The 26,044-nt window shown below is 43.9% G+C and carries 28 protein-coding genes; 11 read left to right on the plus strand and 17 right to left on the minus strand.

Annotated features, from left to right (window positions below):
* Positions 1 to 117: 117 nt before the first annotated feature.
* On the minus strand, positions 118 to 1,236 hold the full coding sequence (gene malK, locus L3V37_RS02235) for a maltose/maltodextrin ABC transporter ATP-binding protein MalK (protein ID WP_005375271.1): 1,119 nt from the start codon (positions 1,234 to 1,236) through the stop codon (positions 118 to 120).
* A gap of 674 nt (positions 1,237 to 1,910) precedes the next feature.
* Between malK and malE the strand changes: the two genes are divergently transcribed.
* From malE to malG, 3 genes are all read left to right on the plus strand, one after another.
* A complete protein-coding gene (malE, locus tag L3V37_RS02240) occupies positions 1,911 to 3,089 on the plus strand; it encodes a maltose/maltodextrin ABC transporter substrate-binding protein MalE (RefSeq protein ID WP_005375272.1) in 1,179 nt (392 codons plus the stop codon).
* A gap of 79 nt (positions 3,090 to 3,168) precedes the next feature.
* Positions 3,169 to 4,743, plus strand: a complete 1,575-nt coding sequence (malF, locus tag L3V37_RS02245) for a maltose ABC transporter permease MalF (protein WP_005375273.1) — start codon at positions 3,169 to 3,171, stop codon at positions 4,741 to 4,743.
* 12 nt (positions 4,744 to 4,755) lie between these two features.
* The gene (malG, locus tag L3V37_RS02250; protein ID WP_005375275.1) at positions 4,756 to 5,646 is read left to right on the plus strand and encodes a maltose ABC transporter permease MalG; all 891 of its coding nucleotides are present in this window, start codon (positions 4,756 to 4,758) and stop codon (positions 5,644 to 5,646) included.
* 367 nt (positions 5,647 to 6,013) lie between these two features.
* Here malG and L3V37_RS02255 read toward each other — a convergent pair whose 3' ends face one another.
* The 3 genes from L3V37_RS02255 to L3V37_RS02265 form a co-directional block, all read right to left on the minus strand.
* Positions 6,014 to 6,259, minus strand: a complete 246-nt coding sequence (locus L3V37_RS02255; RefSeq protein ID WP_005375277.1) for a hypothetical protein — start codon at positions 6,257 to 6,259, stop codon at positions 6,014 to 6,016.
* 171 nt (positions 6,260 to 6,430) lie between these two features.
* On the minus strand, positions 6,431 to 6,916 hold the full coding sequence (locus L3V37_RS02260) for an acyl-CoA thioesterase (RefSeq protein ID WP_005375279.1): 486 nt from the start codon (positions 6,914 to 6,916) through the stop codon (positions 6,431 to 6,433).
* A 145-nt stretch (positions 6,917 to 7,061) separates the two neighbouring features.
* A complete protein-coding gene (locus L3V37_RS02265) occupies positions 7,062 to 7,967 on the minus strand; it encodes a DMT family transporter (protein WP_047101784.1) in 906 nt (301 codons plus the stop codon).
* A 98-nt stretch (positions 7,968 to 8,065) separates the two neighbouring features.
* On the opposite strand from L3V37_RS02265, the gene L3V37_RS02270 reads away from it, so the two are divergent.
* Positions 8,066 to 8,854 carry a helix-turn-helix domain-containing protein gene (locus tag L3V37_RS02270; RefSeq protein WP_005385013.1) on the plus strand — a complete coding sequence of 263 codons (789 nt, stop codon included), beginning with the start codon at positions 8,066 to 8,068 and terminating at the stop codon, positions 8,852 to 8,854.
* Here the strand turns inward: L3V37_RS02270 and L3V37_RS02275 are convergent.
* Entirely contained in the window at positions 8,849 to 9,766 is a 918-nt protein-coding gene (locus L3V37_RS02275; RefSeq protein WP_053303824.1) for a M14 family metallocarboxypeptidase, read from the minus strand. The genes L3V37_RS02270 and L3V37_RS02275 overlap by 6 nt on opposite strands.
* A 172-nt stretch (positions 9,767 to 9,938) precedes the next feature.
* Here L3V37_RS02275 and L3V37_RS02280 point away from each other — a divergent pair, with 172 nt between their 5' ends.
* Positions 9,939 to 10,844 carry a DUF808 domain-containing protein gene (locus tag L3V37_RS02280; RefSeq protein ID WP_237305752.1) on the plus strand — a complete coding sequence of 302 codons (906 nt, stop codon included), beginning with the start codon at positions 9,939 to 9,941 and terminating at the stop codon, positions 10,842 to 10,844.
* 95 nt (positions 10,845 to 10,939) lie between these two features.
* On the opposite strand, the gene pyrC is transcribed toward L3V37_RS02280, so the two are convergent.
* Both pyrC and L3V37_RS02290 read right to left on the minus strand, forming a co-directional pair.
* A complete protein-coding gene (gene pyrC, locus L3V37_RS02285; RefSeq protein ID WP_104976464.1) occupies positions 10,940 to 11,968 on the minus strand; it encodes a dihydroorotase in 1,029 nt (342 codons plus the stop codon).
* A gap of 155 nt (positions 11,969 to 12,123) precedes the next feature.
* The gene (locus tag L3V37_RS02290) at positions 12,124 to 12,288 is read right to left on the minus strand and encodes a YqaE/Pmp3 family membrane protein (RefSeq protein WP_005375297.1); all 165 of its coding nucleotides are present in this window, start codon (positions 12,286 to 12,288) and stop codon (positions 12,124 to 12,126) included.
* Between the two features lie 267 nt (positions 12,289 to 12,555).
* Here L3V37_RS02290 and L3V37_RS02295 point away from each other — a divergent pair, with 267 nt between their 5' ends.
* Positions 12,556 to 14,373 carry a hybrid-cluster NAD(P)-dependent oxidoreductase gene (locus L3V37_RS02295; RefSeq protein ID WP_237305753.1) on the plus strand — a complete coding sequence of 606 codons (1,818 nt, stop codon included), beginning with the start codon at positions 12,556 to 12,558 and terminating at the stop codon, positions 14,371 to 14,373.
* A 100-nt stretch (positions 14,374 to 14,473) separates the two neighbouring features.
* Here L3V37_RS02295 and nadE read toward each other — a convergent pair whose 3' ends face one another.
* Positions 14,474 to 15,304, minus strand: coding sequence for an ammonia-dependent NAD(+) synthetase (gene nadE / locus L3V37_RS02300; protein WP_005375299.1), 831 nt, complete (start codon positions 15,302 to 15,304; stop codon positions 14,474 to 14,476).
* A 178-nt stretch (positions 15,305 to 15,482) separates the two neighbouring features.
* Here nadE and L3V37_RS02305 point away from each other — a divergent pair, with 178 nt between their 5' ends.
* Together L3V37_RS02305 and L3V37_RS02310 are read left to right on the plus strand one after the other, a co-directional pair.
* Positions 15,483 to 16,016 carry a nicotinate-nicotinamide nucleotide adenylyltransferase gene (locus L3V37_RS02305; protein ID WP_005375300.1) on the plus strand — a complete coding sequence of 178 codons (534 nt, stop codon included), beginning with the start codon at positions 15,483 to 15,485 and terminating at the stop codon, positions 16,014 to 16,016.
* Between the two features lie 14 nt (positions 16,017 to 16,030).
* Positions 16,031 to 16,513, plus strand: coding sequence for a hypothetical protein (locus L3V37_RS02310; protein ID WP_237305754.1), 483 nt, complete (start codon positions 16,031 to 16,033; stop codon positions 16,511 to 16,513).
* Positions 16,514 to 16,622: 109 nt separating this feature from the next.
* On the opposite strand, the gene L3V37_RS02315 is transcribed toward L3V37_RS02310, so the two are convergent.
* On the minus strand, positions 16,623 to 17,231 hold the full coding sequence (locus tag L3V37_RS02315) for a hypothetical protein (protein WP_064369671.1): 609 nt from the start codon (positions 17,229 to 17,231) through the stop codon (positions 16,623 to 16,625).
* 191 nt (positions 17,232 to 17,422) lie between these two features.
* Here L3V37_RS02315 and L3V37_RS02320 point away from each other — a divergent pair, with 191 nt between their 5' ends.
* Positions 17,423 to 18,532 (plus strand): 1-acyl-sn-glycerol-3-phosphate acyltransferase, encoded by a 1,110-nt coding sequence (locus tag L3V37_RS02320; protein WP_005385027.1) that lies wholly within the window; start codon positions 17,423 to 17,425, stop codon positions 18,530 to 18,532.
* 73 nt (positions 18,533 to 18,605) lie between these two features.
* Here the strand turns inward: L3V37_RS02320 and L3V37_RS02325 are convergent, their stop codons facing one another.
* On the minus strand, positions 18,606 to 19,205 hold the full coding sequence (locus L3V37_RS02325) for a hypothetical protein (RefSeq protein WP_005375305.1): 600 nt from the start codon (positions 19,203 to 19,205) through the stop codon (positions 18,606 to 18,608).
* 319 nt (positions 19,206 to 19,524) lie between these two features.
* On the opposite strand from L3V37_RS02325, the gene L3V37_RS02330 reads away from it, so the two are divergent.
* Entirely contained in the window at positions 19,525 to 19,797 is a 273-nt protein-coding gene (locus L3V37_RS02330) for a YnjH family protein (RefSeq protein WP_005375306.1), read from the plus strand.
* Between the two features lie 88 nt (positions 19,798 to 19,885).
* Here the strand turns inward: L3V37_RS02330 and L3V37_RS02335 are convergent, their stop codons facing one another.
* Complete coding sequence (locus L3V37_RS02335; RefSeq protein ID WP_005385031.1) at positions 19,886 to 20,185, minus strand: YfcZ/YiiS family protein; 300 nt, start codon at positions 20,183 to 20,185, stop codon at positions 19,886 to 19,888.
* 607 nt (positions 20,186 to 20,792) lie between these two features.
* Between L3V37_RS02335 and L3V37_RS02340 the strand changes: the two genes are divergently transcribed.
* Entirely contained in the window at positions 20,793 to 21,254 is a 462-nt protein-coding gene (locus tag L3V37_RS02340; RefSeq protein WP_005385033.1) for a TetR/AcrR family transcriptional regulator, read from the plus strand.
* Positions 21,255 to 21,366: 112 nt separating this feature from the next.
* On the opposite strand, the gene L3V37_RS02345 is transcribed toward L3V37_RS02340, so the two are convergent.
* The 6 genes from L3V37_RS02345 to L3V37_RS02370 are packed head-to-tail and all read right to left on the minus strand — an operon-like array spanning position 21,367 to position 25,945.
* Positions 21,367 to 22,149 (minus strand): heme ABC transporter ATP-binding protein, encoded by a 783-nt coding sequence (locus L3V37_RS02345; protein ID WP_005385036.1) that lies wholly within the window; start codon positions 22,147 to 22,149, stop codon positions 21,367 to 21,369.
* Positions 22,149 to 23,186 (minus strand): iron ABC transporter permease, encoded by a 1,038-nt coding sequence (locus tag L3V37_RS02350; protein WP_237305755.1) that lies wholly within the window; start codon positions 23,184 to 23,186, stop codon positions 22,149 to 22,151. The genes L3V37_RS02345 and L3V37_RS02350 overlap by 1 nt, the downstream gene beginning before the upstream one ends.
* 9 nt (positions 23,187 to 23,195) lie before the next feature.
* Positions 23,196 to 24,065, minus strand: coding sequence for a hemin ABC transporter substrate-binding protein (locus L3V37_RS02355; protein WP_237305756.1), 870 nt, complete (start codon positions 24,063 to 24,065; stop codon positions 23,196 to 23,198).
* 28 nt (positions 24,066 to 24,093) lie between these two features.
* Positions 24,094 to 24,507 carry a biopolymer transporter ExbD gene (locus L3V37_RS02360; RefSeq protein WP_005375322.1) on the minus strand — a complete coding sequence of 138 codons (414 nt, stop codon included), beginning with the start codon at positions 24,505 to 24,507 and terminating at the stop codon, positions 24,094 to 24,096.
* On the minus strand, positions 24,504 to 25,202 hold the full coding sequence (locus L3V37_RS02365) for a MotA/TolQ/ExbB proton channel family protein (protein WP_005385044.1): 699 nt from the start codon (positions 25,200 to 25,202) through the stop codon (positions 24,504 to 24,506). Before L3V37_RS02365 ends, L3V37_RS02360 begins: the two co-directional genes overlap by 4 nt.
* The gene (locus L3V37_RS02370; protein WP_021707650.1) at positions 25,202 to 25,945 is read right to left on the minus strand and encodes an energy transducer TonB; all 744 of its coding nucleotides are present in this window, start codon (positions 25,943 to 25,945) and stop codon (positions 25,202 to 25,204) included. Before L3V37_RS02370 ends, L3V37_RS02365 begins: the two co-directional genes overlap by 1 nt.
* Between the last annotated feature and the right edge of the window lie 99 nt (positions 25,946 to 26,044).

Genomic DNA, 26,044 nt, shown 5'->3' on the forward strand with positions numbered 1-26,044 from the left:
GAAACGGGTGATTTGATTCGTTCACGATTAATGATTTAGTATCGAATTGCTGATATTTATTAAGATAAAAAAATCCCTCTCACTTGAGAGGGATTTTTTTGAGTAAGGACGAATGAACTATTCGACTTCTACGCCGTTTTCTTTGTATAGGCGGCGGCATGCGCGACCATCACTGTGGAACAGGTGACAACGATGAGCTGGAATACCGATCTCGATTTTATCGCCAGTGTCGACTGCAAGCGTGTCCGGCTGACGGAAAATAACGTCGGCGTCCGCGCCTTCTAGATTTAGGTATACTTGAGTTTCGTTACCTAGCTTCTCAACAATCATCACTTCACCGTGAATACTTGCATCAGCTTCAGAAGCGGATAATAGGTGCTCAGGGCGAATGCCTAAAGACATTCGGTCGCCGCGGTTAACTGTTGTACCATCCACCGGAATCCAGAAAGATACGCCGTTAGATAGTTGAACTTTGACGCGCTCTGCTTCTACTTCATCAATGAATACGCTCATGAAGTTCATTTTCGGAGAACCGATAAAGCCAGCTACAAAGCGGTTTTGTGGGTAATGGTAAAGTTCAAGCGGCTTACCAACTTGCGATACATAACCGCCGTCTAGTACAACGATTTTATCTGCCATTGTCATCGCTTCTACCTGATCGTGCGTTACGTAGATCATGGTACAACCAAGTTGGCGCTGAAGTTTCGTGATTTGTGCACGCATGTTTACACGCAGTGCCGCATCCAAGTTTGATAGTGGCTCGTCTAGAAGGAATACATTTGGCTGCGATACCAATGTTCGGCCAATCGCCACACGTTGACGTTGTCCACCAGAAAGTGCTTTTGGTTGGCGCTCAAGCAAGTGGCCTAGTTGTAGGATTTCTGCTGCTTGTTCAACACGCTTGTCGATTTCTGCTTTGTCTGCTTTTGCTAGTTTCAAGCCAAATGACATGTTGTCATATAGGTTAAGGTGCGGGTAAAGAGCGTAAGACTGGAATACCATACCAACACCACGTTTGGATGGTTCGACGTCATTCATGCGCTGGTCACCAATATACAAATCACCTGAAGTAATGTCTTCAAGACCGGCAATACAACGTAAAAGGGTAGATTTACCACAACCTGATGGACCTACGAAAACAACAAATTCACCTTCGTTGATTGTTAGGTCTACGTTCTTAGAAATCAGTACGTCGCCATACGCTTTACAAACATTTTTTAACGTGACACTCGCCATGTAGCTCGTCCTCGATCAATTTTTTATTATTCACCGCTCATCATTATATGAATTATCTAGCGAGCAGTAACAGTAGGAATCGGTAAGTTCTTGCGGTTGGTAAGAAAAGTAGGGTAGCACTTCAATAAAATGTCCTGAATAGAAGTGCTACCCATCATAGCCAAGTACGAGTTTCTCTCCCCCACATTATTCGTATTGTCTCCCCCGTGAAATAATTACCACAAACAACACTAATAATGACATTCCACTCGTCTGGCAATGCAAAACCAGCAAATCTTTTTTACCTATAGGGTAGGTACTGCTGGGAAAGGGTTCTTACCATCCACTCTTGGATGACTGCAGTTTCTAAGATTGTGCGTAGTGCGACATCCTCCTAATAGAAATAATTGTAGGGGGAGTAGAAAGGGAGGAGTAAAAAAGGAGGAGGAAGAAAGCAGTTGGTCGGAAATCACATTATTGCATCACCTAAAGTTGAAACTGATCACAGGAACTATCCATTTTGTGATTTGAGTCTCTTACCCTTGGCGATTTAGATCACGAAAATACGTCATAATTGTAAGGGCGTAGGGATTAGGAGGATGAGACATATTGGATTATTTCAGATGATATATGTCGAAATACGGCTGAACCTCAATGGACTAGCCCTACATCAAAAATATAAAAAGGATACGAACATGAAAAAGTTAAGCGCTGTAGCACTAGGTACTCTTGTTGCTTTGGGTTCTTTTGGTGCTAATGCTGCCATCGAAGAAGGACAACTTACTATCTGGATCAACGGTGATAAAGGCTACAACGGCCTTGCTGAAGTTGGTAAGAAATTTGAAGAAGACACAGGCATTAAAGTGACTGTGGCTCACCCAGATGGCCTTCAAGACAAATTCCCTCAAACTGCAGCGACTGGCGACGGTCCTGATATCGTATTCTGGGCTCACGACCGTTTCGGTGGTTACGCAGAAGCTGGCCTGCTAGCAGAAATTAAACCTTCTAAGAATATTCAAGAAGGTATCGTTGATTTCGCTTGGGATGCAGTACGTTACGACGGCAAATTGATCGGCTATCCAGTTGCGGTTGAGTCTCTATCTCTAATCTACAACAAAGACCTAGTTCCAAACCCACCAAAGTCTTGGGAAGAGGTTGCAGCATTAGATGCAAAACTTAAAAAAGATGGCAAGTCTGCAATCATGTGGAACCTAAAAGAACCGTACTTCACTTGGCCACTAATGGCGGCTGATGGCGGCTACGCGTTCAAATACACTTCTGAAGGTTACGATGTTAAAGACGCTGGTATCGCGAAAGAAGGCGTTAAAGACGCAATGAGCTTCGTAAAAGGCTTAGTTGATAAAGGCGTAATCTCTGCGGATATGGATTACTCCGTGTCTGAATCTGCGTTCAACCAAGGCAAAACAGCGATGACGATCAACGGTCCATGGTCTTGGGGCAACATTGAGAAGTCTGGCGTTAACTACGGCGTGACTACGCTACCTAAGTTCCAAGGTCAATCTTCTAAGCCATTCGTTGGTGTTCTAACGGCTGGTATCAGCACTGCGTCTCCAAACAAAGACCTAGCAGTTGAGTTCATTGAGAACTACCTACTAACAAACGATGGCCTACGTATGGTTAACAACGATAAGCCTCTAGGTGCGGTAGCACTTAACTCGTTCCAACGTGAGCTAGATTCAGATACTCGTATCGCAGCAACAATGGACAATGCGATGAACGGCGAAATCATGCCAAATATCCCTCAAATGAACGCATTCTGGGGTGCGGCTAAGAACGCAATCATCAACGTAGTTGACGGTCGTCAAACTGTCGATGCAGCTCTTGCAGATGCAGAAAAACAAATGACTAAATAATTAAGTAAGACCTTTTTAAGGAGGAGGCAACTCCTCCTTACTTTTCTATATTTATTCTATATTCGCTAGCAGGTTCCCTATGCAGTCAGTTCAAGGTACAAATGCTATGACAGCACCAGAAGCCAGCCTTCCGAGCAGCAAAAAAGTGTTCATGAAATGGTCACTTTTAGGCACAGTCGGCATCATCAATGGCTACGCAACAATCCTTATGTATTCTCGCGGTGAGATTGCGTTTGCACTACTTACGCTCATTCTTACCGCTTTAGCGTTGTTCATCTTTGGTAGTAAAAAGACGTACGCACACCGTTACATCTACCCTGGTATAGCAGGGATGATCCTTTTCATTCTTTTTCCTTTGGCGTACACCATAGGTTTGGCGTTTACCAACTATAGCGCGAAGAACCAACTCTCTTTTGATCGCGCTCAGAACGTACTTTTGGACCGAACTTACCAAAGTGGTGATAGCTACCCGTTCACTTTGTATAAAACGGAGCAAGGCCATCAACTTGTGGTTGAAAAAGATGGTGAGCTACTTGCAAGCCCGACTTTTCAGCTTGATAACCTTTCAGCATCGGAGTTTGATCTTTCACCAATTGAAGAAGTAACGGGTGAAAAAGAATCAATCAAGGCGATTGTTAAGAACCGCAGTGCGTTGAGCAGTGTCGATTTACATTTGCCAAGTGGTGATGATATCCGCATGAGTGGGCTGCGCAAATTTGCTGCAGTTGTACCTTTGTACACATTACAAGAAGATGGTGAAACGCTTTACAACAACCGGACTGAAGAAACGCTACGTCCAAATATGGAAGTAGGTTACTACCAGCCTGTCGATGAAAACGGTCAATTTGTTGGTAGCACAGTGTCACCAGGTTTCGTGGTGAACATTGGTACCCACAACTTTGAGCGTGTTTGGAAAGATGATGGTATCAAAGAGCCGTTTATCAGTATCTTTATCTGGACCATTGTTTTCTCTGCGCTAACCGTATTATTTACGCTTGTTATTGGTCTTGTCCTTGCCAGTGTGGTTCAGTGGGAAGCACTTAAAGGTCGCTCAGTTTACCGTTTGTTGCTAATCCTGCCTTATGCAGTTCCGGCGTTTATTTCTATCTTGATCTTTAAAGGTTTGTTTAACCAAAGCTTTGGTGAGATCAACATGTTGTTGGAAGGCTTATTCGGCATTAGCCCGGCTTGGTTCTCTGATCCGTTCATGGCGAAAACCATGATCTTAATTGTTAACACTTGGCTTGGTTTCCCTTACATGATGATTTTGTGTATGGGCTTACTAAAAGCGATTCCAGACGATTTATATGAAGCATCAGCAATTGATGGTGCGAACTTTGTCACGAACTTCACACGTATCACACTACCAATGATGTTGAAGCCGTTAACACCATTGTTGATCGCGAGTTTTGCATTTAACTTCAACAACTTCGTACTTATCCAGTTGTTGACTGGCGGTGGTCCAAACATGATTGGTACATCAGAGCCTGCGGGTTACACCGACCTGCTAGTAAGTTACACCTACCGAATCGCATTCGAAGGTGCTGGTGGTCAAGACTTCGGTCTAGCAAGTGCGGTAGCAACGCTTATCTTCCTATTGGTTGGCGCATTGGCACTTATCAACCTACGTGTAACTAAAGTAGCTCAGGACTAAGGAGAAATTACAATGGCAATGGTACAAGGTAAGTCATTAAAGTATCGTGTTTGGGCTACTCATATTGCGATGTGGGCATTCTTGGCACTGATTATTTTCCCTTTACTGATGATCATCGCGATTTCATTCCGTGAAGGTAACTTTGCAACGGGTAGCCTGATCCCAGACAACCCAACACTTGATCACTGGAAATTGGCATTAGGTTTCTCGGTGACTAATCCAGACGGTACAGTTACACCGCCACCATTCCCAGTAATGACATGGCTATGGAACTCGGTAAAAGTGGGTGGTATTTCTGCAATCCTAATCGTGGCTCTATCAACCACATCGGCTTACGCGTTTGCTCGTATGAAGTTCAAAGGTAAGAACACCATTCTTAAAGCGATGATGATCTTCCAGATGTTCCCTGCGGTGTTGGCACTGGTTGCTCTGTACGCGTTGTTCGACAAACTGGGTCAGTACATTCCTTTCCTTGGTCTGAACACGCATGGCGGTCTGATTTTCGCTTACTTAGGTGGTATCGCACTGCACGTTTGGACCATTAAAGGCTACTTCGAAAGTATTGACTCGTCTCTAGAAGAAGCGGCGGCTCTTGATGGTGCTACACCATGGCAAGCATTCCGTTTGGTATTGCTGCCACTGTCTGTGCCAATCCTAGCGGTAGTCTTCATATTGTCGTTCATCATGGTAATTGGTGAAGTTCCTGTAGCGTCACTACTGCTTTCTGATGTAGACTCGTACACACTTGCAGTGGGTATGCAGCAATACCTATATCCACAAAACTACTTGTGGGGTGACTTTGCCGCAGCTGCTGTACTTTCAGCAGTGCCAATCACTGCCGTATTCTTACTTGCGCAGCGCTGGTTGGTTGGTGGTCTAACCGCTGGTGGTGTGAAAGGATAATCTCTTGTGGTCTGAGATTGATAAGAATAACTAGAAAAGGGCGACCACATGGTCGCCCTTATACTTAGCACGGATATTACAATTTTGGTTTGGCCGCCGATCAGTAATATCTTGGCTTTTATTGGCGTTACGCATAGCTGGCTGTTAGCTTAGTTCCTTACGATTCAATCACTAACAGTTTTTGTAACCATAACCTGAGTTTAGACTCAGGTTTTTTTATGCCTGTTAAAGGCAATTTTGCAATAAGTAGACAGAGATTAGCGGCTTTGCAATGGATTACACAGGGCTTGAATAATGCCCTGCGTAGCACTTCACATAAATAACTAGAGCTTAGTAAAAAGCTAAATTGAGGTAGGGAAGGAAGAGATTAAAACTCTCGGCTGGAAGGTGCGCATCCAACGTATTGAAGCAGCGTGTACAAACTTTCTTGCTGCAGTGCGACGCGACGAAATAGATTAGCAAAGGTAACGTCACCGCCAAAGCAAGTTTGAATGTAATGATTAATTTCTGTTTCGTTATACCCCTCGACGTACATGGTTCTCACCCACTGGTACTCGACCGCTTTTAAATTGGTCAACGTCTCTTCACTTAAGGTCGTTTCTTTTAGTCTCAAGATCCAAACTCTATCCAACTCTAAAATAATGGATGGATTTAAGCAAAGCTAGGTGAAGGATTTATGACAGAGAAGGGCGAGCGTGAAACAAATGGCAAAACCATGATGTTGCTCCACACTCTGGGTCTGGGTAACGTTGAGGTACTTAATAGCGTTCTAAACGGATGCCAGTTACTTGAGATATTTAACGTGTGCTTCCATTTCTTCCCCAATCTCTTTACGCATGTTCATAAGACGGATAGCGGATTGCTCTAAGGCTTTGTCTTCATCTGACTCTGGAATCCATTTCGGTACATCGGTTGGTTTTCCGTTTTCATCTACAGCAACCATGATAACGATACAGTGAGTGGTGAGTCTGTTTTTCATTTGCTTTGGATCACTAGCTTGCACGTCAATCGCAATGTGCATTGAGCTTCGTCCGGTATAAATGACTTTCGCGCTAACTTCGACTAAGTTGCCGACATGAATCGGAGCAACAAACCGAATGCCGCCAGCATATGCGGTAATGCAATATTTACCACTCCACGCTGCAGAACAGGCGTACGCTGCCAAGTCGATCCATTTCATTACGGCGCCGCCGTGCACTTTTCCGCCAAAATTTACGTCGCTGGGTTCTGCTAAAAAGCGAAGGGTAATGTCTCTTTGACCACTGCTCATCTGTCTTTCCTTGATGGGTTATTGTTTTCCCAATTTAGCAGCAAGATGAATTTTCGGGAATAGCGAATGAAACAAAATATTAACTTTTATTCGAACGCTGGAAGTGACAAGCCACAGCGTAGTTCTGTGGCTTGAGGTGTAGATGTTAATTGGCGGTAGAGGCAATCTCAGAATTGGACAATAGTTTTCTCTGTCTTACTTTTATTTGCGACAGGATAACGCCAGAGATGACTAACAACCCACCAATAATATGGTAAGCGTAAATTTTCTCACCAATTAGTGTTGAAGCAAGTATGACGGAAACCACAGGCATTAGGTTCATGAACATAGCACTTGAATCAGCACCAATTGAATCAATCGCTTTGACCCACATCAGCGGCGCGAAAATGGAAGCAGCAATACCAGCATAAGCGATTAATGGTAGCGCGTCTTGGCTTGGTAACAGTTGCTCACTAGAGAGCCAAAGTGGTGTGAGCATCAAAACAGAAAAGAAGCCCTGCATGTAAACCAGAGTCAAACTACTGAATGGCATTTTCCAGCGTTTTAGCAGAACACAATAAGCCGCGTATACCATGGCAGCAACGAGCATTAAGCTGTCACCTTGCGTTAAGTCTTGATGTAAAAAGTAAGTGATATCACCGTGACCAAGCATAAATGCCAAGCCGCCGAGCGAAATGACACCACCGACGATACTTAACATTGATATAGATTTACCGAGCAATGGGACACTTAAAAACACACTGATCAACGGAACTAAAGAGGTGATCAGGGCCATATTAGAGGCCGTTGTTGTTAAACCGGCATAGTATCCAAGTGACTGGTTGAGAACCATACCAAGTAACGCAAGAAACGCCAACTTAGCTAAGTAAGGTCGAATAATGTGTCGTTGTTTGATGATTGCAGGCAGGCAAAATGGCGTTAGGAGTACCATTGCGACAAACCAACGGTAGAAACTCATCGCACTTGGTTCAATGGCGCTCGCAGCCATCTTGTTCACAATTGAGTTACCACCCCAAATCATAACGGTGAAAAACGGAAGTAAATAAATCATGAGAACCCTATAGCACAATTATTGATGGCGCTAGTCTGGCAGGTCTTTATAATAAAAAGTATCTCTTAAAAGACATCGTAAGCGATAGGAAGACAATTTTGAAAAAGAGCGCCAGAAATCTTCACCCCTCCTTATCAATCGATCGTGCGCCATCAGATGTGTTTATGAATTTCGAAGCGTTTCTCTCTAATACAGAAACACGAATTCATAGCCACCCTTGGGGGCAAGTGCAACTGATCAGCGGTGGGATTCTGGAGATGGATGCAGAAGACACAAGATTTCTAGCACCTCCACATCTTGCTATTTGGGTTCCCGCCGGAATTCGTCACACTAGCTACAACCGTAAGCCAATCGAATATTGTTCTTTGAACATTGCCCCTGAATTGACAGCGCATTTTCCTACCAAAACGAGCTTGATCAAAGTGACTCCAATCGTGTCATCTATTATTGAGGACTTTCGTCAGCGAGACATTAACGTGGCGCAAACTGATGAAGACAAGCGCTTGGTACAAGTGTTATTGGACCAGCTTGCAAAGCAAGAAGTCGAACATCACTTTTTACCGACTACCGACAATAAGTATCTTGAACCGATTTTAAAAGCAGTAGAAGAATCGCCGACGGATGAGATCAGTTTGGCGGAGTGGGCGGCAAAAGTGCATACCACAGAACGCACGTTAGCGAGACATTGCCAGAGTGAATTAGGAATGAGCTTTACTGAGTGGCGCTTACGTGTACGTTATTTGCATTCTATGGAGTTGCTGCGTAAAGGGCAGACCGTAAAAGAAGTCGCTCTGACGTTAGGTTATAACCAAGCTAGCCCTTTTATCGCGATGTTCAAGAAATACTCCGGCATGACACCGGAGCAATACAAGAATCGATTGTTATAGCTGAGCGATTATGTAATTCAAACCACCCACCACGGCTGCAACCTGTGCATCGTTACATTCTTCGTCGGTCACCGTTGGGCTGTCTGGGTACACTTCCGTTGTCGTGCCGTAAACGCAATTTGTTACGCCGCCACACAGGCCCAGTTTTACCATTGGGTAGTTGATAACGCCAAACTGTACGACGGGTGAACCAATGATTTCGCCGTTTTCATCTGCTGGTGCAATGTGAGTCACTTTTGCAACTGACTCAATGACCGCTTTTTGGAAGTCAGGCTGAGGGTTTTCACTATCTCCCACCGTGTAAAAGCCATCTGGGATCATACCTTCAATGTACTCAATACCATCACGAGCAGCTAAGGCTGGACGGAACTCAGTTTCGTCAGAATCTGTCGTTTCATGTAGATCAATGTGCATTAACACATCGCCTAAAGTTGCAACGAGCTTCATGAGGTTAGCGGACTCTTCAGCAGGGCTGTCTTTATAGAAAGAGCGGTTTGGATCAATCGCGTTTGGATTCCAGCGGTTGATCACCTCGTAACCCCAAGGGCTTACGCAGGGTACAACGACAATATTGAAATGCTCTGCATAGCGCTCTGCTTCCGTTTCTACAAACTTTAAAGCGCCATGTACACCGCTGGTTTCGTAACCGTGCACGCCGCCTGTGACCAACACAGCAGGTTTAGTTGAATCCCAATTGCGTGTTTTGATACAAAACAGAGGGAAGCGTGCCTCGTTGTATGAGAGCGCACCATATTGTTCAACATCAAAACGCTCGCGTAGGGCATCGATTTTACTGACGACTTCATCTTGGTAGCTACGTTTTACTTCTTGCGTTGCTAACCAAGCTTTACGTTCTTCTTCGTTCCAAGGTTGGCCAGGAGTACCGATTGGGTAAATGTATCCACTTTTCATCTATACTTTTTCTTTTGACTGCTGAAAGGTATCACAAGACTAGACCTGTCTTATCTTTACGGCAATATAAAACACCATTTGGGGTGGTATTCTTTGCAAAATCATCACTTTGATGAGTGATTCATTGGTGTTACATTTTGTTACTTACTCAATTTCATATAAGAGACAAAAAATGGCTGGAGCAAGTTTACTCACACTGTTGGATGATATTGCCACGGTGCTTGATGATGTCGCCTTAATGTCAAAAATGGCGGCAAAGAAAACCGCAGGTGTGTTGGGAGATGATCTAGCGTTAAACGCTCAACAAGTGTCTGGTGTTGCATCTGAGCGAGAGATTCCAGTGGTTTGGGCGGTTGCAAAAGGCTCATTCAAAAATAAATTGATTTTAGTTCCTTCAGCTTTACTTATTAGCGCGATTATTCCATGGCTTATCATGCCATTATTGCTAATTGGCGGCTTATTTCTCTGCTTTGAAGGGGCAGAGAAAGTACTTGAGAAAGTGTTTCCTCACTCGCATCCGCACGAAGAAGAAGATGAGCTAGTTAATACTGGCGAGTCGATAGAAGAGTATGAAAAGCGTAAAGTTTCTGGTGCGATTCGGACAGACTTTATCCTTTCAGCAGAGATCATCGTGATTGCGTTAGGTACCGTGACAGGAGCCAGTCTTGTTACGCAAATTTTAGTTGTCAGTTTAATTGCAGTGATTATGACGGTTGGAGTTTATGGACTAGTCGCTGGGATTGTGAAGCTAGATGATTTAGGCCTTTACCTTGAAAGTCGCTCAAACGGTAACGGTTGGGTGGCGAAAGTCGGAGGGGCCTTGGTCGCTTTTGCACCAAAGTTGATGAAGTTGTTAACCATTGTAGGAACTGCTGCGATGTTTTTGGTGGGTGGAGGAATTGTGGTGCACAACGTGCCAGCCATTCATCACTTTGTAGAGCCGATTATTATGAACTTTAGTGGTCATTCGGTTGCTACAGCCATTTTGCCTATTTTACTGAACGGTATTATCGGCTTTGTGGCGGGGTTGGTTGTGGTTGCGGTATGGACGATGGTTGAAAAGCTTCGTGGTCAATAATCACATCTAAAACATGAGACGATAATAACAAGGGTCATGACTTCTTTTTACAAAAAGCATGACCCTGTTTTATGGGTGAAACGTCAGTAAAGTACTTACTTCACTTTCCACTCGATCTGTTCATTTGCTCGAATAGGCACAACGATATCATTGCCAAATGGCATCGTTTCTGGCACATCCCAAGCGGATTTTTCTAACGTTACCGTATCTGTGTTACGTGCAATGCCGTAAAAATCAGGACCGTTGAAGCTTGCGAAAGCTTCCAAGTTTTCCAACTTGCCTTCTTTTTCGAAGACTTCTGCATAAAGCTCTAGCGCTGCGTGTGCAGTGTAAGAACCAGCACAACCGCAAGCCGATTCTTTTGCCCCTTTCGCATGTGGCGCTGAGTCTGTACCTAGGAAAAACTTCTTGCTACCACTAGTTGCTGCTTCGATCAGCGCTTGTTGGTGGGTTCCGCGCTTAAGAATTGGCAAACAGTAGAAATGAGGTTTAATACCACCCACAAGCATGTGGTTACGGTTGAAAAGAAGGTGGTGGGCAGTGATGGTAGCAGCTACGTTGTCTGAGGCGTTGCTAACGAAGTTTGCTGCGTCGGCGGTGGTGATATGTTCTAGTACGATTTTAAGATTAGGGAAGTCATTGACGATAGGAGCGAGGACAGTATCAAGGAATTCTTTTTCTCGGTCGAAGATATCAACATCGTGATGTGTTACCTCCCCATGAACCAAAAGTAACATTCCTACTTCTTCCATTGCTTCTAAAACGTGATAAATGTTCTTCGCATTGGTCACACCGGAATCTGAGTTTGTGGTAGCGCCTGCAGGATAGAGCTTGGCAGCAACAATGTGTCCGGTTGCTTTAGCCTTACGTATTTCGTCTGGTGTCGTGTTATCTGTAAGGTAAAGCGCCATTAAAGGCTCAAACTGTTCGCCATGTTGCTCTTTGAGAATTCGGTCACGGTAGGCTAGGGCGAGCTCAGTTGTAGTAACAGGTGGGACGGTATTTGGCATAATCAGCGCACGGCCATTGTAGCGGCTGATGTCGCGAACGGTGTCTTTAAGAACTTCCCCATCGCGTAAGTGAACGTGCCAGTCGTCAGGACGAGTGATAGTCAGTGTTGTCATTAATTGCTCCCACCATTGAAAAGTTGTCTGATTGGAGCCTAAGCGCCGTATTTGCTTTTGAGCAAACGCTTGCGCTTAGGCGACAGGATGATAGAGGAATTGCCCTCATATTTCATCCCATTTTTCAATTTTATAAAGAGTGAGAGTGTAAGTGGTTACTTCATTGTTAACCAAAGCGCGTGGATCGTACCTGGTAGAAAGAAGAAACACGTCAATATTAGATTAATCAAAAAGTCTTTATTTAGACCTTTCTCCATAAACACCGCGACAGGCGGAAGAAAGATACATAACAAAATCAGAACCAGTTTTCTTGTATCCATAATTAAGCTCCAAATCGATAAATGGGAGTAGTGATAACTTGGGTGAATTATGTGTGTCGTATCACACTTTATCAAACGGTATTTGGTCAGAACGGTGTTAAAAAACGCGAATATTGAGTGTAGTAAATACTTGTCACTAAAACCAAATTTATAAGAATATGGTTTCGAGAAAGTTGCGATGGATGAAGAGGCAGTAGACTCTGCAACTTAATGTGATTTGAGTATACAATACCGCAACAAATAAAAAACACCCGTAGGAAGAAGGCCATGTCGCAACCCGTTTTATCCCAAATTAATGTTTTTCCGGTTAAGTCAGTTGGCGGATTATCGCTGTCGTCCGTATGGGTTGAGAAGCAAGGATTGAGCTTCGATCGTCGCTTTATGATTGCGAAAGCTGATGGCTCGATGATCACTGCGCGAAAGTATCCGCAAATGGTAACCATTAAGTCTGCCTTATTGTCCGATGGAGTGGTGTTTAGTAGTTTGGGTATGGAGCCACTTAAAATCCGTTACCAAGATTTCAAAATGCAGGAGACACCTGCAACGGTTTGGAAAGATACGTTTACTGCCTATACCACGACAGATGATGCAGATGACTGGTTTAGTCGTGTGCTGGGGCTGCGCGTTGAGTTGTTGTTTAGTGGTGAGCAATCGAATCGTGTCCGTGAAAAGCTAGGTCAAAACGTCAGTTTTGCTGATGGTTATCCGGTTTTAGTGATCAGCCAAGCTTCACTTGATGAGCTGAACCGAAGAAGTTCAGAGCTACACTCAATGGATCAGTTTCGTACTAACTTAGTTGTCTCTGATACTAAGCCATTTGAAGAAGATTCATGGAAGCGCATACGAATCGGTGAGGTAGAGTTTGAGTCTCTCAAACCTTGCGAGCGCTGTATCCTGACTACAGTGAATACCCAAAGAGGCACATTCCGTGAGAGCAAAGAGCCGCTCAAAACCTTGCAACAGTTCCGTGCAAACGATGTCGGTGGTGTGTTCTTTGGCCAGAATCTTGTCGCGCGAAATGAAGGCATTATTCGTCAAGGCGATAAAGTTGAAGTATTGGAGTACAAAGAGCCGGAGTTTTACGCAGATAACTCGCCAGTGCGCATGAAGCTTACATGTGTTGAGCGTGAAGAAATTGCCCAAGACTTTGTGACCTTATGGTTAGAGCCAAACAAAGGCTCGTTGCCTAATTACTTGCCAGGACAACACCTGCCAATAGAGGTGAATATTGATGGTAAGAAAGTGGGTCGACGCTATACCTTATCATCCAGTCCTTCTCGCCCGGGTCGTTATGCTATTTCTGTAAAGCGTATCGCGGGTGGAAGAGTCTCTAACTCACTCTTAGACAACTTACAAGTCGGTGATGTTTTAGAGGCAGAACAACCTGATGGCCAGTTCCACCTAAAAACGCATGAAGCGCAGCCTCTGCTGTTACTCTCTGCGGGTAGCGGAGTAACACCAATGCTATCGATGGTACGTTACTTAGCGGATCATAATCAGTTGGAGAACGTGGTTTTCTACCATCAATGTCGCACCGAAAATGATATTCCTTGTCGCTCAGAGTTGGAGCAGTTAAAGCGTGAGCACCCGGGGTTAGAAGTGAAAATCTGCTTGACGCAGCCTGCCGTTGATTGGTTTGGGTTAAAAGGGCGTTTAAGTTTGTCACACATTAAGCAAATAAAAGATGTTGAACAGCGCCAAGTGTTTGTGTGTGGTCCTGATGGTTTTATGGAGAAAGCGAAAAGTCTTCTACTAAGAAAAGGGCTGCCAGAGGAAAACTACCATCAAGAAGCGTTTGGAGTTTCTTCTCTTACGTCAAAGCCAGAGAAAAGTCTCGCTATTGACTTTAATGGAACTAAAGTCGTAGGCAACAACCAAAAAACGTTGTTAGATCAGCTCGAAGATGCTGGGAAGGTCATCAGCAATAGCTGTCGTGCAGGCTTATGTGGTGCCTGTAAAGTTCAGCTTACGTCGGGGCAAGTTCATCATCCGGACGTGCCCGCGCTGACTGATGAGGAACGTGCAATGGGAACCGTATTGGCATGTTGTGCTGTGCCAGAGACGGACGTAACAGTAACCAACTAGGCGAGAGCACCTTTGTCCTTCGACAAAAACTGTTCCTAGACAAAAAAACGCTGCTATTTTTAGCAGCGTTTTGAGTTTTAAAGAGAGCTGAAAATATCGCTTAGTCGTAAATCGTCGGGATTGGCTGGCGTTTGTGCTGCGTTGCTTTGTAAATCGCTACCAGACGGTCACTCACTTGCTGTGGAACAGGTTTGCCCTCTAAGAAGTCGTCGATTTGCTCGTAAGTTAGGCTTAGGGCATCTTCATCTGCTTTTTGTGGAGCAAGCTCTTCTAAGTCTGCTGTTGGCACTTTCTTCACTAGTTGCTCAGGTGCACCCAATGTAGCAGCTACTTCACGAACTTGGCGCTTACTTAATCCGAACAATGGTGCCATGTCACAAGCGCCATCACCAAATTTAGTGTAGAAACCAGTGATGTTTTCTGCTGAGTGATCAGTACCAAGAACAAGGCCGCCTACATAGCCCGCGATCTCGTATTGAGCAACCATGCGAGCACGCGCTTTTACATTGCCTTTTACGAAGTCGACTTTTGCTGCATCAGTTGGTAGAAGGTCTGTGCCTTCTAATGCAACGTGAGAAGCCGAATGAAGCCCGTCAACACCTGCTTTGATGTTCACCGATACAGAATGGGTTGGCTGGATAAAAGACAGAGCGAGCTGAGCCTCATCTTCATCTTTTTGCTCCCCGTAAGGCAGGCGAACTGCGATAAATTGGTAGCTATTGTTGCCCGCTTCTTCGTTTAGTTGGTCTACAGCCAACTGAGCTAAACGACCACATGTCGTTGAGTCAACGCCACCGCTGATGCCAAGAACAAGAGACTTACAGCCCGCTTCTTGCAATTTACGCTTAATAAAAGCGACACGGCGTTCAATTTCAAAATGCGGATCAATTGAAGGGAGTACGCGCATTTCGTCACGGATGGATTGTTCCATTTAGGGTTCCTTTTCCTGCAAATATTTCAGACTCTAAAGCACATTTGCTCAAATGGTGATAAACCATACAGTTGAGGCTCATTAAATGCGACTTTAGGGTCAAAAGCTGTAAAGATTAGTAGTATCATACCGAAATCATCAGATTAGAAAACTCTCTTCAACCAGGTAATCACCGGATATGAAAAAAATCGCCATTTTTGGTAGTGCATTTAACCCACCTAGTTTAGGGCATAAAAGTGTTATTGAGTCTTTGAGCCACTTTGATCTTGTGCTACTTGAGCCAAGCATTGCACACGCTTGGGGCAAGAACATGCTTGATTACCCAACTCGGTGCAAAATGGTTGACGCGTTCATCAAGGATATGGGGCTTTCTAATGTTCAGCGTTCTGATGCAGAGCAAGCTTTATACCAACCTGGACAAAGTGTGACGACCTATGCGTTGTTAGAAAAAATTCAAGAAATCTACCCAACTGCCGATATAACTTTTGTCATTGGTCCTGATAATTTCTTCAAATTTGCTAAATTTAGTAGAGCTGAAGAGATTACGGAACGTTGGACTGTTATGGCATGTCCTGAAAAAGTAAAAGTCAGAAGCACAGATATTCGCAAAGCACTGGCCGAGGGTGAAGAGATCGGTGCCTATACAACACCTTCCGTACGTGATTTATTACTTAGTAAAGGCTTATACAGAGAAACATTGTCTGGGAACTGAGAGGTCAGATTTTCATGGTCAGAGTCGTTTTATTTAGTGCATGTGCGCTGCTTGTGGTGACACAAGCTCATTCCGCGTGTAACTATTTTTCTGATCGTTCCGTGGTGTTTGAAGATAACACTCTTCCAATCTGTGAAGAAATTTTAGATTCCATCGGCGTGTTAAGTACTGAAACATTGATTTGGTATGCAGCGGAAGCGAAGCTTGAAGGACCAACAGAAAACTATTGGGAGGAGTGGGCGATTAAGCCGGAAGACACCCCACTTCTAACTCAAAACTTAGAAAAGAATTACTTTGGTCTTGGTTTTTGGATGCCGGAAGAGCTTCGAGACGAAGAGAGTAAAATGGATACAGAAGAGTGGCTTCGTAGTCACGGGTTGATGTTCAGCGTTGGTTTTGGTGATAAATCCGACGGACAGCCAAGAATGCGGTTTGATTATCGTTGGCACGAATATTATGACGCTGACTGGATGATGCAGATAGAAGTACCTTTCTAGACATCTCAAGCAAATGAAAGAAGGGCGTACATTATCAATGTACGCCCTTTTTGTTTTAATCTACTTTCTGTGTCCGTAATGCTGAAGACGTAGCTTGTTGAAGAGCAAGTTATAGCGCTTCTCCAAAGACTAAAAAGCAAAGCTGTTCATATTCTTCGGTGTTACCAGCAAAAAGAGAGTCAACAATTTGCTCTTCCTTCTTCCCCGACAGTTTCATTTTTCTTGCTTCACGTAGTGTTAGTACCAAGCAAAGCTCTTTAGAAATATTCATGTCACAGCCAGGAGTCCATTGATTGATGGTTCTCGTTAACGTTGAGTGCGCTAGTTTAGGAGACAGCGTCAATACTTCATGTCTTACTACTGTCAGTAGATCGGTTTGCAGATCCGAGCGTTCGGCAGTTGTTGCTAGCTTCTCGACGAGCGCTTTTAGTAGCGGTGAAGGCTTCACAAAGCCCGCCTGTTGTGAGAACTCGTCATTTAAACGCACAGAAAAATCACAACGATATACACGAGAATTAGGTAAAAAGGTGAGGGAGCTCAAACATCCTTGAGGAATCCAAAAATATTGGCCTGGTTCAATGGCATACTCCTGCTTACCCAATTTAATGACGGCTAACCCTTCGATGACAGACAGTAGACTGTGCTTCAATGCTTTTTTACGCGCAGCTACATCAAGAAAGGGGTATTTAGCGTCGTGAAATTCAATTGCGTAGTTCATTATGAGTACCAGTGTTTTTTGGCGCTAAGGGTAACGTTAAACCCATACGATTCCAACCTGCAGAGAGAATTTTTTAGCATGATAAATGGTGGCTTAACTGGTATGACCATGTTAAAAGTATGGGTTGAAATGCTGCTTGTCAGCAAAACTATGCGTAAAATGTGCCAGCTTTTTTTGATATGTAATGAACAATGACAGCCAATACCGATCCTTATATTGAAATTCGTCCTTACAACGACGAAGAAATTCCAGCAGCGCTGGATCGTCTAATCCAAGATGATGAATTTATCACTGCTATCCTAGAACATCGCTTTGCTAATAAAGCAGCGTGGTTCAAAACGCTAATGAGCCCGATCCTGCGCATCTACCTGAAAGCCAAGTGGAGCAAGCTTGATTCTGTCGAAGCAATTCAGATTGAAGTGAAGAAGTATCTGAAAGATACATTGAATAAGACAACGGATGGCGTCACTTTTTCTGGTTTGGATAAGCTGGATAAAAACACGTCATACCTATTCGTTTCTAACCACCGTGATATTGCGATGGACCCTGCGCTCGTAAATTATGGCTTGTACCAAAGTGGGCACCGTACAGTTCGTATAGCGATTGGCGATAACCTGCTGAAGAAGCCATGTGCGACAGAATTGATGCGACTCAATAAGAGCTTCATCGTTAAGCGCTCTGCTAAGGCGCCTAGAGAAATGATGAAAGCATTGGGACAACTGTCAAGCTATATCAAACATTCGCTTGATACTGGCAATTCAATTTGGATTGCCCAAAAGGAAGGTCGTGCTAAAGATGGAAACGACTTTACTGATCCTGCGATTTTAAAAATGTTCCATGTTGAAGGTCGTAAACAAAAGATCAGCTTTGGTGAGTACACGCGTTCTCTGAAAATCGTTCCTGTCTCGATTGCCTATGAAAATGATCCATGTGACATTGCCAAAGCAAAAGAGCTGTACGAAAAAGCAGAAAATGGCCGCTATGAAAAAGGCGAATTTGAAGATATCGAAAGCATCATTCAAGGTATCGTTGGCTATAAAGGCCGTGTACATGTTGCGTTTGGTGATGTGATTGAGCAAGAGTTTGAAACGCCGGAATCTCTTGCTGGTGAAATCGACCGCCAAATTCACAACAACTACAAATTGTACCCAATCAACTTGTTAGCTGCTGGGCATGAAGATTCGAGCATCATTACGGAAGCGGTTAAGCGTCATCTCGCGGATAAGTTGGACCAGCTACCTGAAGGCGCAAGACCTTATTTGGTGGCGAGCTATGCTAATCCTGTGAATAACCAAGAGTAATCTTCCTCACTGAACTCGTTGATTCAGAATGCCTTAAAGCCTCGGTCTGCCGGGGCTTTTGTTTATCTGCTCTTTAAGGTGCGACGGCGCCACCAAGGGTTAAATTGCTGGGCCATTTTGTGATCCTGTTACCACCTAAATAGATATTCCCTTTCACCGTCATTGTGTCTGGAAATACTTTCAGCGCTGATCCTCCAATATAAAGATTACCATCAACTACCAATCCTTCAGGAAGATCAGAAATGGGAGTGCGAATAACACTTAGATCACCTTTTACTCGAAGTTTAGCTGGAAGCGCTTTTAGCGGTGTATCTGTCAGATTTAGGTAACCGCCTAGTTTGATGCCTTTAGGCCAGTTTTCGATCTTACTACCTAGTAGGTTTGCATAGCCTTTTATCTTTGTTCCTGAGCGAATAACTTTGAGTGCGCTGTTAGTTGCTTCCAGACTGCCTTCAACATCAAGCCCTTTGGGCAAGGTTTTGATAGGGGTTTGTGAGATGTTTAAGTTGCCCTTTACCACTAGGCCAGAGGGTAGTTGGGTGTAAGGCTTGTTTCTAAGATCAAGATTGCCGTAATTATCGATGTGACCAAACTTAGAATAGTAATCTAGCTCATATGCCAAAGGAGACGAGCAGAGCAGGATTGAAGTAAGGCATAGGGAAACAAAACGCATAGTCAAAGATTTAGTTAAATACCGAGATCAACAGGTGCTTATCTTATACTTAAATAAACCTATTATGCATTTTTTGCTCACAGTTTTTGATTCATAACTTAAATATTCAAATTAGAGATACACGCTAAAAGTGTGCGCTTCTTTACTGCGCTAAGTAACTTCAAGCTTACTAAAATGAGATAAATTAAATGATTGAATGTGAAGCAGATTCAAGCGTAGAGGTGAGAAAAATATCAGTAGATATTTGAATAATATGAGATTCTTCCAAGAACTTCACAAGGGTCCTTGTTAGTATTATTGAAGTTTGAGGGAGATTTTCATGAAGTTAAAAAGTGTATCTATTTTTACCGCTGGTGTTTTTGCAGTACTGCTGTCGGGTTCCGTTTTTGCTAAATCATACAGTACACCAGAAAACAAAGCGCTAATAGTTGCTGACGGTAAGGTAGGTCAGCGTATCTGTTACTACGATGATAAAGCCTACACCACAGGGGCCGTGATTAATGTTGAAGGCGTATTACTGATGTGTACCGCTGAGAACGATTTTGAAACCAATGGCTCGTTAAAGTGGGTCGTGTTCAAAAAAGATAAATAAACGCGCCGAAGTTGTCTGTTTCATTTAGAGCGGTTTAAGATTAAGAGATTGGAAAAATAAAAAGCGAGCATCATGCTCGCTTTTTTCATTAACGCGCGAGTGAGCGAGTTTTTAATTCAAAGATAAGTTTTTCAGCACTTACTTCAAATTTGAATCGAGCCGTCGCTTGGTTCGCTTCTTCGGTTATTTCTGAAACATTGTATTCAACATCAGCACATACTGATTTAGCGAGCTCGATGTATTTTTGTAGTTCAGACTCTAGCTCTGTTTTTGTCTGTGCGAAAACCGTTACGTCGGCAACCTCGTCACCTTCTTTGATGATAAAGCCTATCTCGCCAGCACAGCCGCAGGCCTCACATACTTGGTTTTTTTCTAATTCGACACTCATAACGAATCCTCTTGTAAATACTAAGGGTATTCTATCAGGTATTTGATCTGTATCTACAAAAATGACGACTTTTGCGTAAAAAAGGAACAGAATAGGCACCTGTTAAGTAAGGGTTAAAGATTGGATTACTAAATCATCAAGAACGTTAATGTGATATATATCAACATTTAAAATCAATTAACGAACATAGTGACGAGATTTTGCTCAGTCCAGTTGAACTAATGGTTAATTTATAAGACTATTTCTTGATTGATTATTTTTAATAATTATCATTCTTGGTCTTTGAATAGTTTCGATGAATAATTGGCGCAAGGTTTTGATGAGACTAACTTTTCGCCTTATTTTGAGTAGCATGTATTGACAAAAACATAACTGAAAATTACACATTACGCAGTGTAAAGACGTTATGGTTTGGAACTCGACATGATATTAAATAGTCGCAATACATATACCCAAAGCGCTTTCAAGTGCAGCGCTTAGCAACCTGATTTCTAGGTTTTCGCTAATCGAACCGCATCGGCGAGCCGGGTATAATGCTAAGAATGATTTCATTCTGGCCTCATTTAATAGTGAGTTAGATGGATTTACAAAGAGAAGAGCTTAAAATATGCCAAAGCGTAGTAAAGAAGATACCGAAATCACTATCCAAAAGATCATGGATGCCGTTATTGATCAGCTACTCAGATTAGGTTACGACAAAATGTCGTACACGACGCTAAGCCAGCAGACAGGTATATCGCGTACCGGTATTAGCCATCACTTCCCTAAGAAAACGGACTTCACCGCCGCACTGGATGGCCGTATCTTTAAAATGTTTATTGAACACTTAGAGTTTGATAAAGGATTGAATGCATTTTCACAAAGTTGGATTAAAGCGCTGGAAGATGCTGAATTCCTCGCGATTTTACGACTGCTATTCCATCACATTGTCACCGCTGAAAATGCGCAAGAATTTGCTGCTAATGGTATTGACCGCTTATACAAAATGGTTGAAAGCCAGTTTGGTGCGGGTGGTGACAAAGAGCTTGAGTGGTTGATTGGTCGATCATTGATCCAAATGAGCAAGTAATAGCCTTTAAAGCACCAAATTCTGCCACTATCAAAGCAAAGGCCCGCAACTCTCATATTGCGGGCCTTTGTCGTATCGAAGTGTTTTAGAGACGGCTTAGAGGAGATACGCTTTATGCTGCGGCATGCACTTGAGGGAAGTCTAGCGTCGGATGTTTTGTCACAATAGATCGATAGCCATAAACTTGCTCAATGCGCTCTGACGTTAGTGCATTCCATGGCGTGTCATCACAAACTAGTTTCCCGTTATGCAAGAGTACAAGGCGGTCTGCGTACTGAGAGGCTAGATTCAAGTCATGTAACACCACAACCACCGCTGCGTTTTGTGCTTTTGCCGTTTCACGAGCAATTTTTAACGTGTTGTGTTGATGGGCGAGATCCAACGCTGAGGTAGGTTCATCAAGCATTAAGATTCGTTTTTCGCCAGATTGATGTAGTTGTGTCATCACTCGTGCTAGATGCAGTCGTTGCTTTTCTCCACCAGATAAAGACGGGTACAGGCTTTCTGCTAAATGCAATACGTCGGTTTGTTCCATGTAATGTAAAGCCAGTTTAGTGGTTTCTTTATTGGACAGTGATAGCGGTATTGCCCCCAGCTCTACTACTTCTCTGGCTAGAAATGGGAAGGTTAAGGTGCTGTGCTGCGGGAGCATTGCAATATGTTTGGCGCTTTTTTCAGGCTCCCAATCATGCTTTTGTTTACCGAAGTAGGTGATGTGATGATTCGAAGAGATCTCACCGCATAGAAGCTTGAGCAAAGTACTTTTACCTGCGCCATTGGGGCCGAGTAGGGCGGTCACTTCACCAGCTCGGATATCAATGTTGATGTCATCGAGCACCACACGGTTGCCATACGTCATCGAAATGTTTTTCCCCGATAAAACGATCTGGTTCATTACAAAATCTTCCCTTTTTGCTTGAACAATAAGTAGATGAAAAAGGGCGCGCCAATCAATGCGGTCACGATTCCAACTGGTAATTCAGCTGGTGCCACTGCAACACGAGCAAACATATCTGCGGCAGTAAGAAGCAGTGCTCCCATTAAGGCAGATATTGGTAATAGCGTTCGATGGTCAGGCCCAGCGAGCATGCGCCCTAAGTGAGGAATCACGAGCCCAATAAAGCCAATTGCACCACTGATGCTCACCGTAATACCAACACCCAGTGCAGAAAGTAAAATAAGCTGACGTTTGAGTTTTTGAACCGGAACTCCTAAGTGTCTTGCTTCTGATTCCCCTAACAACAGAGCATTCAGCGCCATCGACTTCTTCTGAAACCAGAGCAATAGGATGACGAGTGTTACAGCAGATAGAGCAATCCCTGACCAATTTGCACCAGCTAATGAGCCCATCGACCAAAGCGTCAAATCTCGCAGCATCTGATCATCTGCGATAAAGTTCATGTAGCCAATCGCAGCACCCGAGAGCGCGCTGATGGCAACGCCGGCTAACAACATAATTGTAACTGAGGTACCAAACTTACTTGTGCCGAGTTTATAAACGAGAATAGTCGTTAGTGCACCGCCAAGGAAAGCAAAAAGAGGCAGAGCCGCTAAGTTCATTAGTTGCGGATAGTTTTGGCTAAATTCAGCAAATACAACAATAGCGAATGCACCACCAAGAGCAGCGCCAGCAGACACACCAATGATACCAGGCTCGGCTAATGGGTTACGGAACAAGCCCTGCATAACCACACCACAAATTGCCAAAATGGCGCCGATGAACATACACAAAATGGTGCGAGGCAATCGGATTTCGTTAATGACCAACTGAATGTGAGGAGCGAGATCAGAACTGCCTCCCGTTAGGCTACGCAAACTGTCAGCAAAGCTAATGTTCATTGGGCCAACGGTAATAGAGGCGATAGCAATAAATGCTAAAAATCCACTAAGCACTGATAACGTCGTTGAAAGGGGGATGCGTCTTAACAACATGTCATGTCTCTATGGGTAAAGCAGTGCATTCAAGCGTTTAGCTTCTGCAAGGCTTTTAAGGCCCAAACCACCTACCAGAGCATGGCCATCAATCGTTATGATGTCTTTGTTCTTTCCAGCGGGTGTTGCAGCAAGAAGCGGCATTGCTTTTAAAATTGCATCGGCACCACCCAACGTTTCATAGCTGCGACCACTAACAAGAATCACGTCAGGCTGCATCTCTACCATCGCTTCTGTGGATAGAGGCTTGTAAGACGAGAGTTGTGTAGCGGCTGGGTTTTGTCCGCCGGCGAGTTGAATAATTGCATCGGGTGTTGTTTGTGAGCCCGCAACATTTGCAGGTCGCCCTTCATGGATCAGCAGAAAGAGCACTTTCTTTTTCTTCGCTTGATCAGGTTGGTTTGCATTGAGTACTTGTACTTGCGCCTGGACATCTTGCTTTAAGCTTTCAGCTTGAGCTTTGCGATCCATAAGGTTCGCAATTTGATCAATACGTTGATAAAGGCCCTCGACATTTGCATCAGTATTAACGATTTCTACATCTACGCCAGCCGATTTCAATTGGTTCAATGTTGTTTTCGGCCCCATCTCATCAGAACCAATGACTTTTGTCGGACGTAAGGCGAGCAACCCCTCCGCTGAAAGACGACGATGGTAGCCCACTTTAGGCAGTTCCATTTCTTTTGGTAATTGACTGGTGACGTCGATAGCAACCAAGCTATCTTTAGCGTCGAGTTCAAGCAAGAGTTCAGTGACGGCGCTGCCTGCGCTAACAACGCGCTCTGAGGATGGCGTTTCATTGGCAAAAAGTTGACTACTCGCAAGTAGGGAAATAGCTGCCGTGACAACAGCATGAATAGTGATGCGTGTGTTCTTCATTTTGAAAGGATCTCTATCTTACTTATTTTTATGATGGCTCTTCAGTGAGTAACTGAGTTGCTTGAATTCCGTTTTCTTGTAAAAAGCCGAGAAGTTGTACTAGCGACTGAATATTCGCGGTTTTTTCTGCTCCAATTACAATCGGTTTATCGCTTGACTTACTCTCTTCTAACAGCGCGAGGGTAAAGTTGTCCCAATCGATATATGTCTTGCCGTTAATAGCCCAGTAAGGCTCGTCTTTAAGAATATTTACCGTGATGGATTGCTTATCGACATCTGCAACAGCCTGAGATTCTGTGCTCGGTAAATTGACGTCTAATGAATCGAGTTTGACCGCTGCGGTTAACATCAGGAAAACCATGACGATAAAAATAATGTCTAACAGCGGTGTTAAATCGGGGGTTAAACCGTTACGACTATTTTCTTGTGGTGTTTTAATCATTGAGTTGCAGCCTCAATCTTCTCAGAAGAGCGCAGTGTTACTTTTGAGTGGTCTGGCGAGACATGCTGTAACGAGATACCTTCAAGCCATAAGTTGACGTAGTTTAAAGTGTGCTCAAGCTTGGCGATTACACGATCCGCCCACAAACCAATGATCTGCGCTCCTGAAATGGCAGGAAGTGCGATAATGAGACCCGCAGCAGTGGTGCGCATAGCAAGACCTAGGCCGTCAGCTAAATCATTCGGAGTGATATTCCCCGTTGAAACCGCGATGCCTTTAAACATGTCAATTAAGCCAAGTACCGTACCAAGCAAGCCAATTAAAGGGCTGATGACGCCAATCAGCGTCAGCAAACGAAGGCCGGAATGCAACTGATGGCGTTTTTCTTGCAGCCAAATACCTGCGGCATCTTCTCTTAAAGATTTCGAAAACGAATGATGAGCAAGCAACATCGCAACACCACGGTACAGAAGCGGCCGCTTATTCGACAACTCTTCAGCAAGTGCTTCAAGTTCGCTCCCATTTGTTGGGTCTAATCCTGTGAGCTTTTGGCGAATGGCTCGCTTTCCTACACCAAGGCTAATTAACACATGGAATAATCGCTCGGCGATGATCATCACGGTTAGAGCTGAGCAAATGATCAAAGGCCATGTCATCAGCCCAAATTGAGTTTGTAATTCTTGTAGTTGTTCCATTATCCATCCAACTTAAAACGAACAGGTACTTGTACTCGGTGAGCGACTTTTAGCCCACCTGAAATATGTGGTGTAAATTGCCACTGTTTGATCGCACGAAGTGCTGAGGCATCTAGCGACTCTGTGCCGGAAGACTCAATCAAAACCTGTTTAATCTGGTTACCATTCTCATCTAGCCATATCTCATACAAGGCTACACCTTCAATACCGCGTCTTTGTGCAGACCTTGGGTAACGGGGTTGTGTTGGTTGACTCACAAACGTTGGTTTGTCGACCAAGACAGGCTGAGACGTTGCCCCTTTGGATTGGCTCGCAGGTGCGGATTGTTGAGCTACCGTCTCTTTCTTCACCGGTTCCGTTTTTTTCTTTGGTTTCGCTTCGGGCTGAACCTTTTGCTTTGTTACGGTTTTGGTGGGCTCGACCGTTTTAGGTTTAGATTGTTTAACCGGTTCTGGTTTTTTCTCTACTACCTTCTTCTTAACAGCGTCTTTCTTGACGACCTGTTTTTTTACAATCTTCTTTTCTGGTTCAGGTTGGTCTTGAGGCTGCTCTTTTGGTGGCGCTACATTTTCTGGTGTAGACTTTTCGACAGCGGGAGGAGCAGACACAAGATTTAGACTTACCGAACTTGCTGGGTTTCCGGCCGGCATCGCGAACACCTTTGTCTCTTGAGAAACAAAAAGAAGTGCGGCATGGATGGCAAGGGAAGCACCTCCTGCAATGACATATCTTTGTACGTTCACGGAATATCTCGGGAAACTATGAAAACTTGGGCAGATTATTACTTACAATGGAAATAAGATCAATTATCAATTGCATTATCATTACGCTCAAATTATGAT

It is taken from the genome of Vibrio sp. D54 (assembly GCF_021728075.1).
GTDB classification, from domain to species: Bacteria; Pseudomonadota; Gammaproteobacteria; order Enterobacterales; family Vibrionaceae; genus Vibrio; species Vibrio alginolyticus.

Bases quoted from the DNA above. Each gene is read 5' to 3' on its own strand.
- pyrC (WP_104976464.1), bottom strand. From the start codon at position 11,968: ATGACAACACTGACTATCACTCGTCCTGACGACTGGCACGTTCACTTA.
- L3V37_RS02335 (WP_005385031.1), bottom strand. From the start codon at position 20,185: ATGAGTGTCGAATTAGAAAAAAACCAAGTATGTGAGGCCTGCGGCTGT.
- L3V37_RS02315 (WP_064369671.1), bottom strand. From the start codon at position 17,231: ATGAACTACGCAATTGAATTTCACGACGCTAAATACCCCTTTCTTGAT.
- L3V37_RS02325 (WP_005375305.1), bottom strand. From the start codon at position 19,205: ATGCGTTTTGTTTCCCTATGCCTTACTTCAATCCTGCTCTGCTCGTCT.
- L3V37_RS02305 (WP_005375300.1), top strand. From the start codon at position 15,483: ATGAAAAAAATCGCCATTTTTGGTAGTGCATTTAACCCACCTAGTTTA.
- L3V37_RS02265 (WP_047101784.1), bottom strand. From the start codon at position 7,967: ATGATTTATTTACTTCCGTTTTTCACCGTTATGATTTGGGGTGGTAAC.
- L3V37_RS02280 (WP_237305752.1), top strand. From the start codon at position 9,939: ATGGCTGGAGCAAGTTTACTCACACTGTTGGATGATATTGCCACGGTG.
- L3V37_RS02345 (WP_005385036.1), bottom strand. From the start codon at position 22,149: ATGAACCAGATCGTTTTATCGGGGAAAAACATTTCGATGACGTATGGC.
- L3V37_RS02350 (WP_237305755.1), bottom strand. From the start codon at position 23,186: ATGTTGTTAAGACGCATCCCCCTTTCAACGACGTTATCAGTGCTTAGT.
- L3V37_RS02295 (WP_237305753.1), top strand. From the start codon at position 12,556: ATGTCGCAACCCGTTTTATCCCAAATTAATGTTTTTCCGGTTAAGTCA.
- L3V37_RS02330 (WP_005375306.1), top strand. From the start codon at position 19,525: ATGAAGTTAAAAAGTGTATCTATTTTTACCGCTGGTGTTTTTGCAGTA.
- L3V37_RS02260 (WP_005375279.1), bottom strand. From the start codon at position 6,916: ATGAGCAGTGGTCAAAGAGACATTACCCTTCGCTTTTTAGCAGAACCC.
- L3V37_RS02320 (WP_005385027.1), top strand. From the start codon at position 17,423: ATGACAGCCAATACCGATCCTTATATTGAAATTCGTCCTTACAACGAC.
- L3V37_RS02365 (WP_005385044.1), bottom strand. From the start codon at position 25,202: ATGGAACAACTACAAGAATTACAAACTCAATTTGGGCTGATGACATGG.
- L3V37_RS02355 (WP_237305756.1), bottom strand. From the start codon at position 24,065: ATGAAGAACACACGCATCACTATTCATGCTGTTGTCACGGCAGCTATT.
- L3V37_RS02340 (WP_005385033.1), top strand. From the start codon at position 20,793: ATGCCAAAGCGTAGTAAAGAAGATACCGAAATCACTATCCAAAAGATC.
- L3V37_RS02310 (WP_237305754.1), top strand. From the start codon at position 16,031: ATGGTCAGAGTCGTTTTATTTAGTGCATGTGCGCTGCTTGTGGTGACA.
- malE (WP_005375272.1), top strand. From the start codon at position 1,911: ATGAAAAAGTTAAGCGCTGTAGCACTAGGTACTCTTGTTGCTTTGGGT.
- nadE (WP_005375299.1), bottom strand. From the start codon at position 15,304: ATGGAACAATCCATCCGTGACGAAATGCGCGTACTCCCTTCAATTGAT.
- malK (WP_005375271.1), bottom strand. From the start codon at position 1,236: ATGGCGAGTGTCACGTTAAAAAATGTTTGTAAAGCGTATGGCGACGTA.
- malG (WP_005375275.1), top strand. From the start codon at position 4,756: ATGGCAATGGTACAAGGTAAGTCATTAAAGTATCGTGTTTGGGCTACT.
- malF (WP_005375273.1), top strand. From the start codon at position 3,169: ATGCAGTCAGTTCAAGGTACAAATGCTATGACAGCACCAGAAGCCAGC.
- L3V37_RS02275 (WP_053303824.1), bottom strand. From the start codon at position 9,766: ATGAAAAGTGGATACATTTACCCAATCGGTACTCCTGGCCAACCTTGG.
- L3V37_RS02290 (WP_005375297.1), bottom strand. From the start codon at position 12,288: ATGGATACAAGAAAACTGGTTCTGATTTTGTTATGTATCTTTCTTCCG.
- L3V37_RS02360 (WP_005375322.1), bottom strand. From the start codon at position 24,507: ATGATTAAAACACCACAAGAAAATAGTCGTAACGGTTTAACCCCCGAT.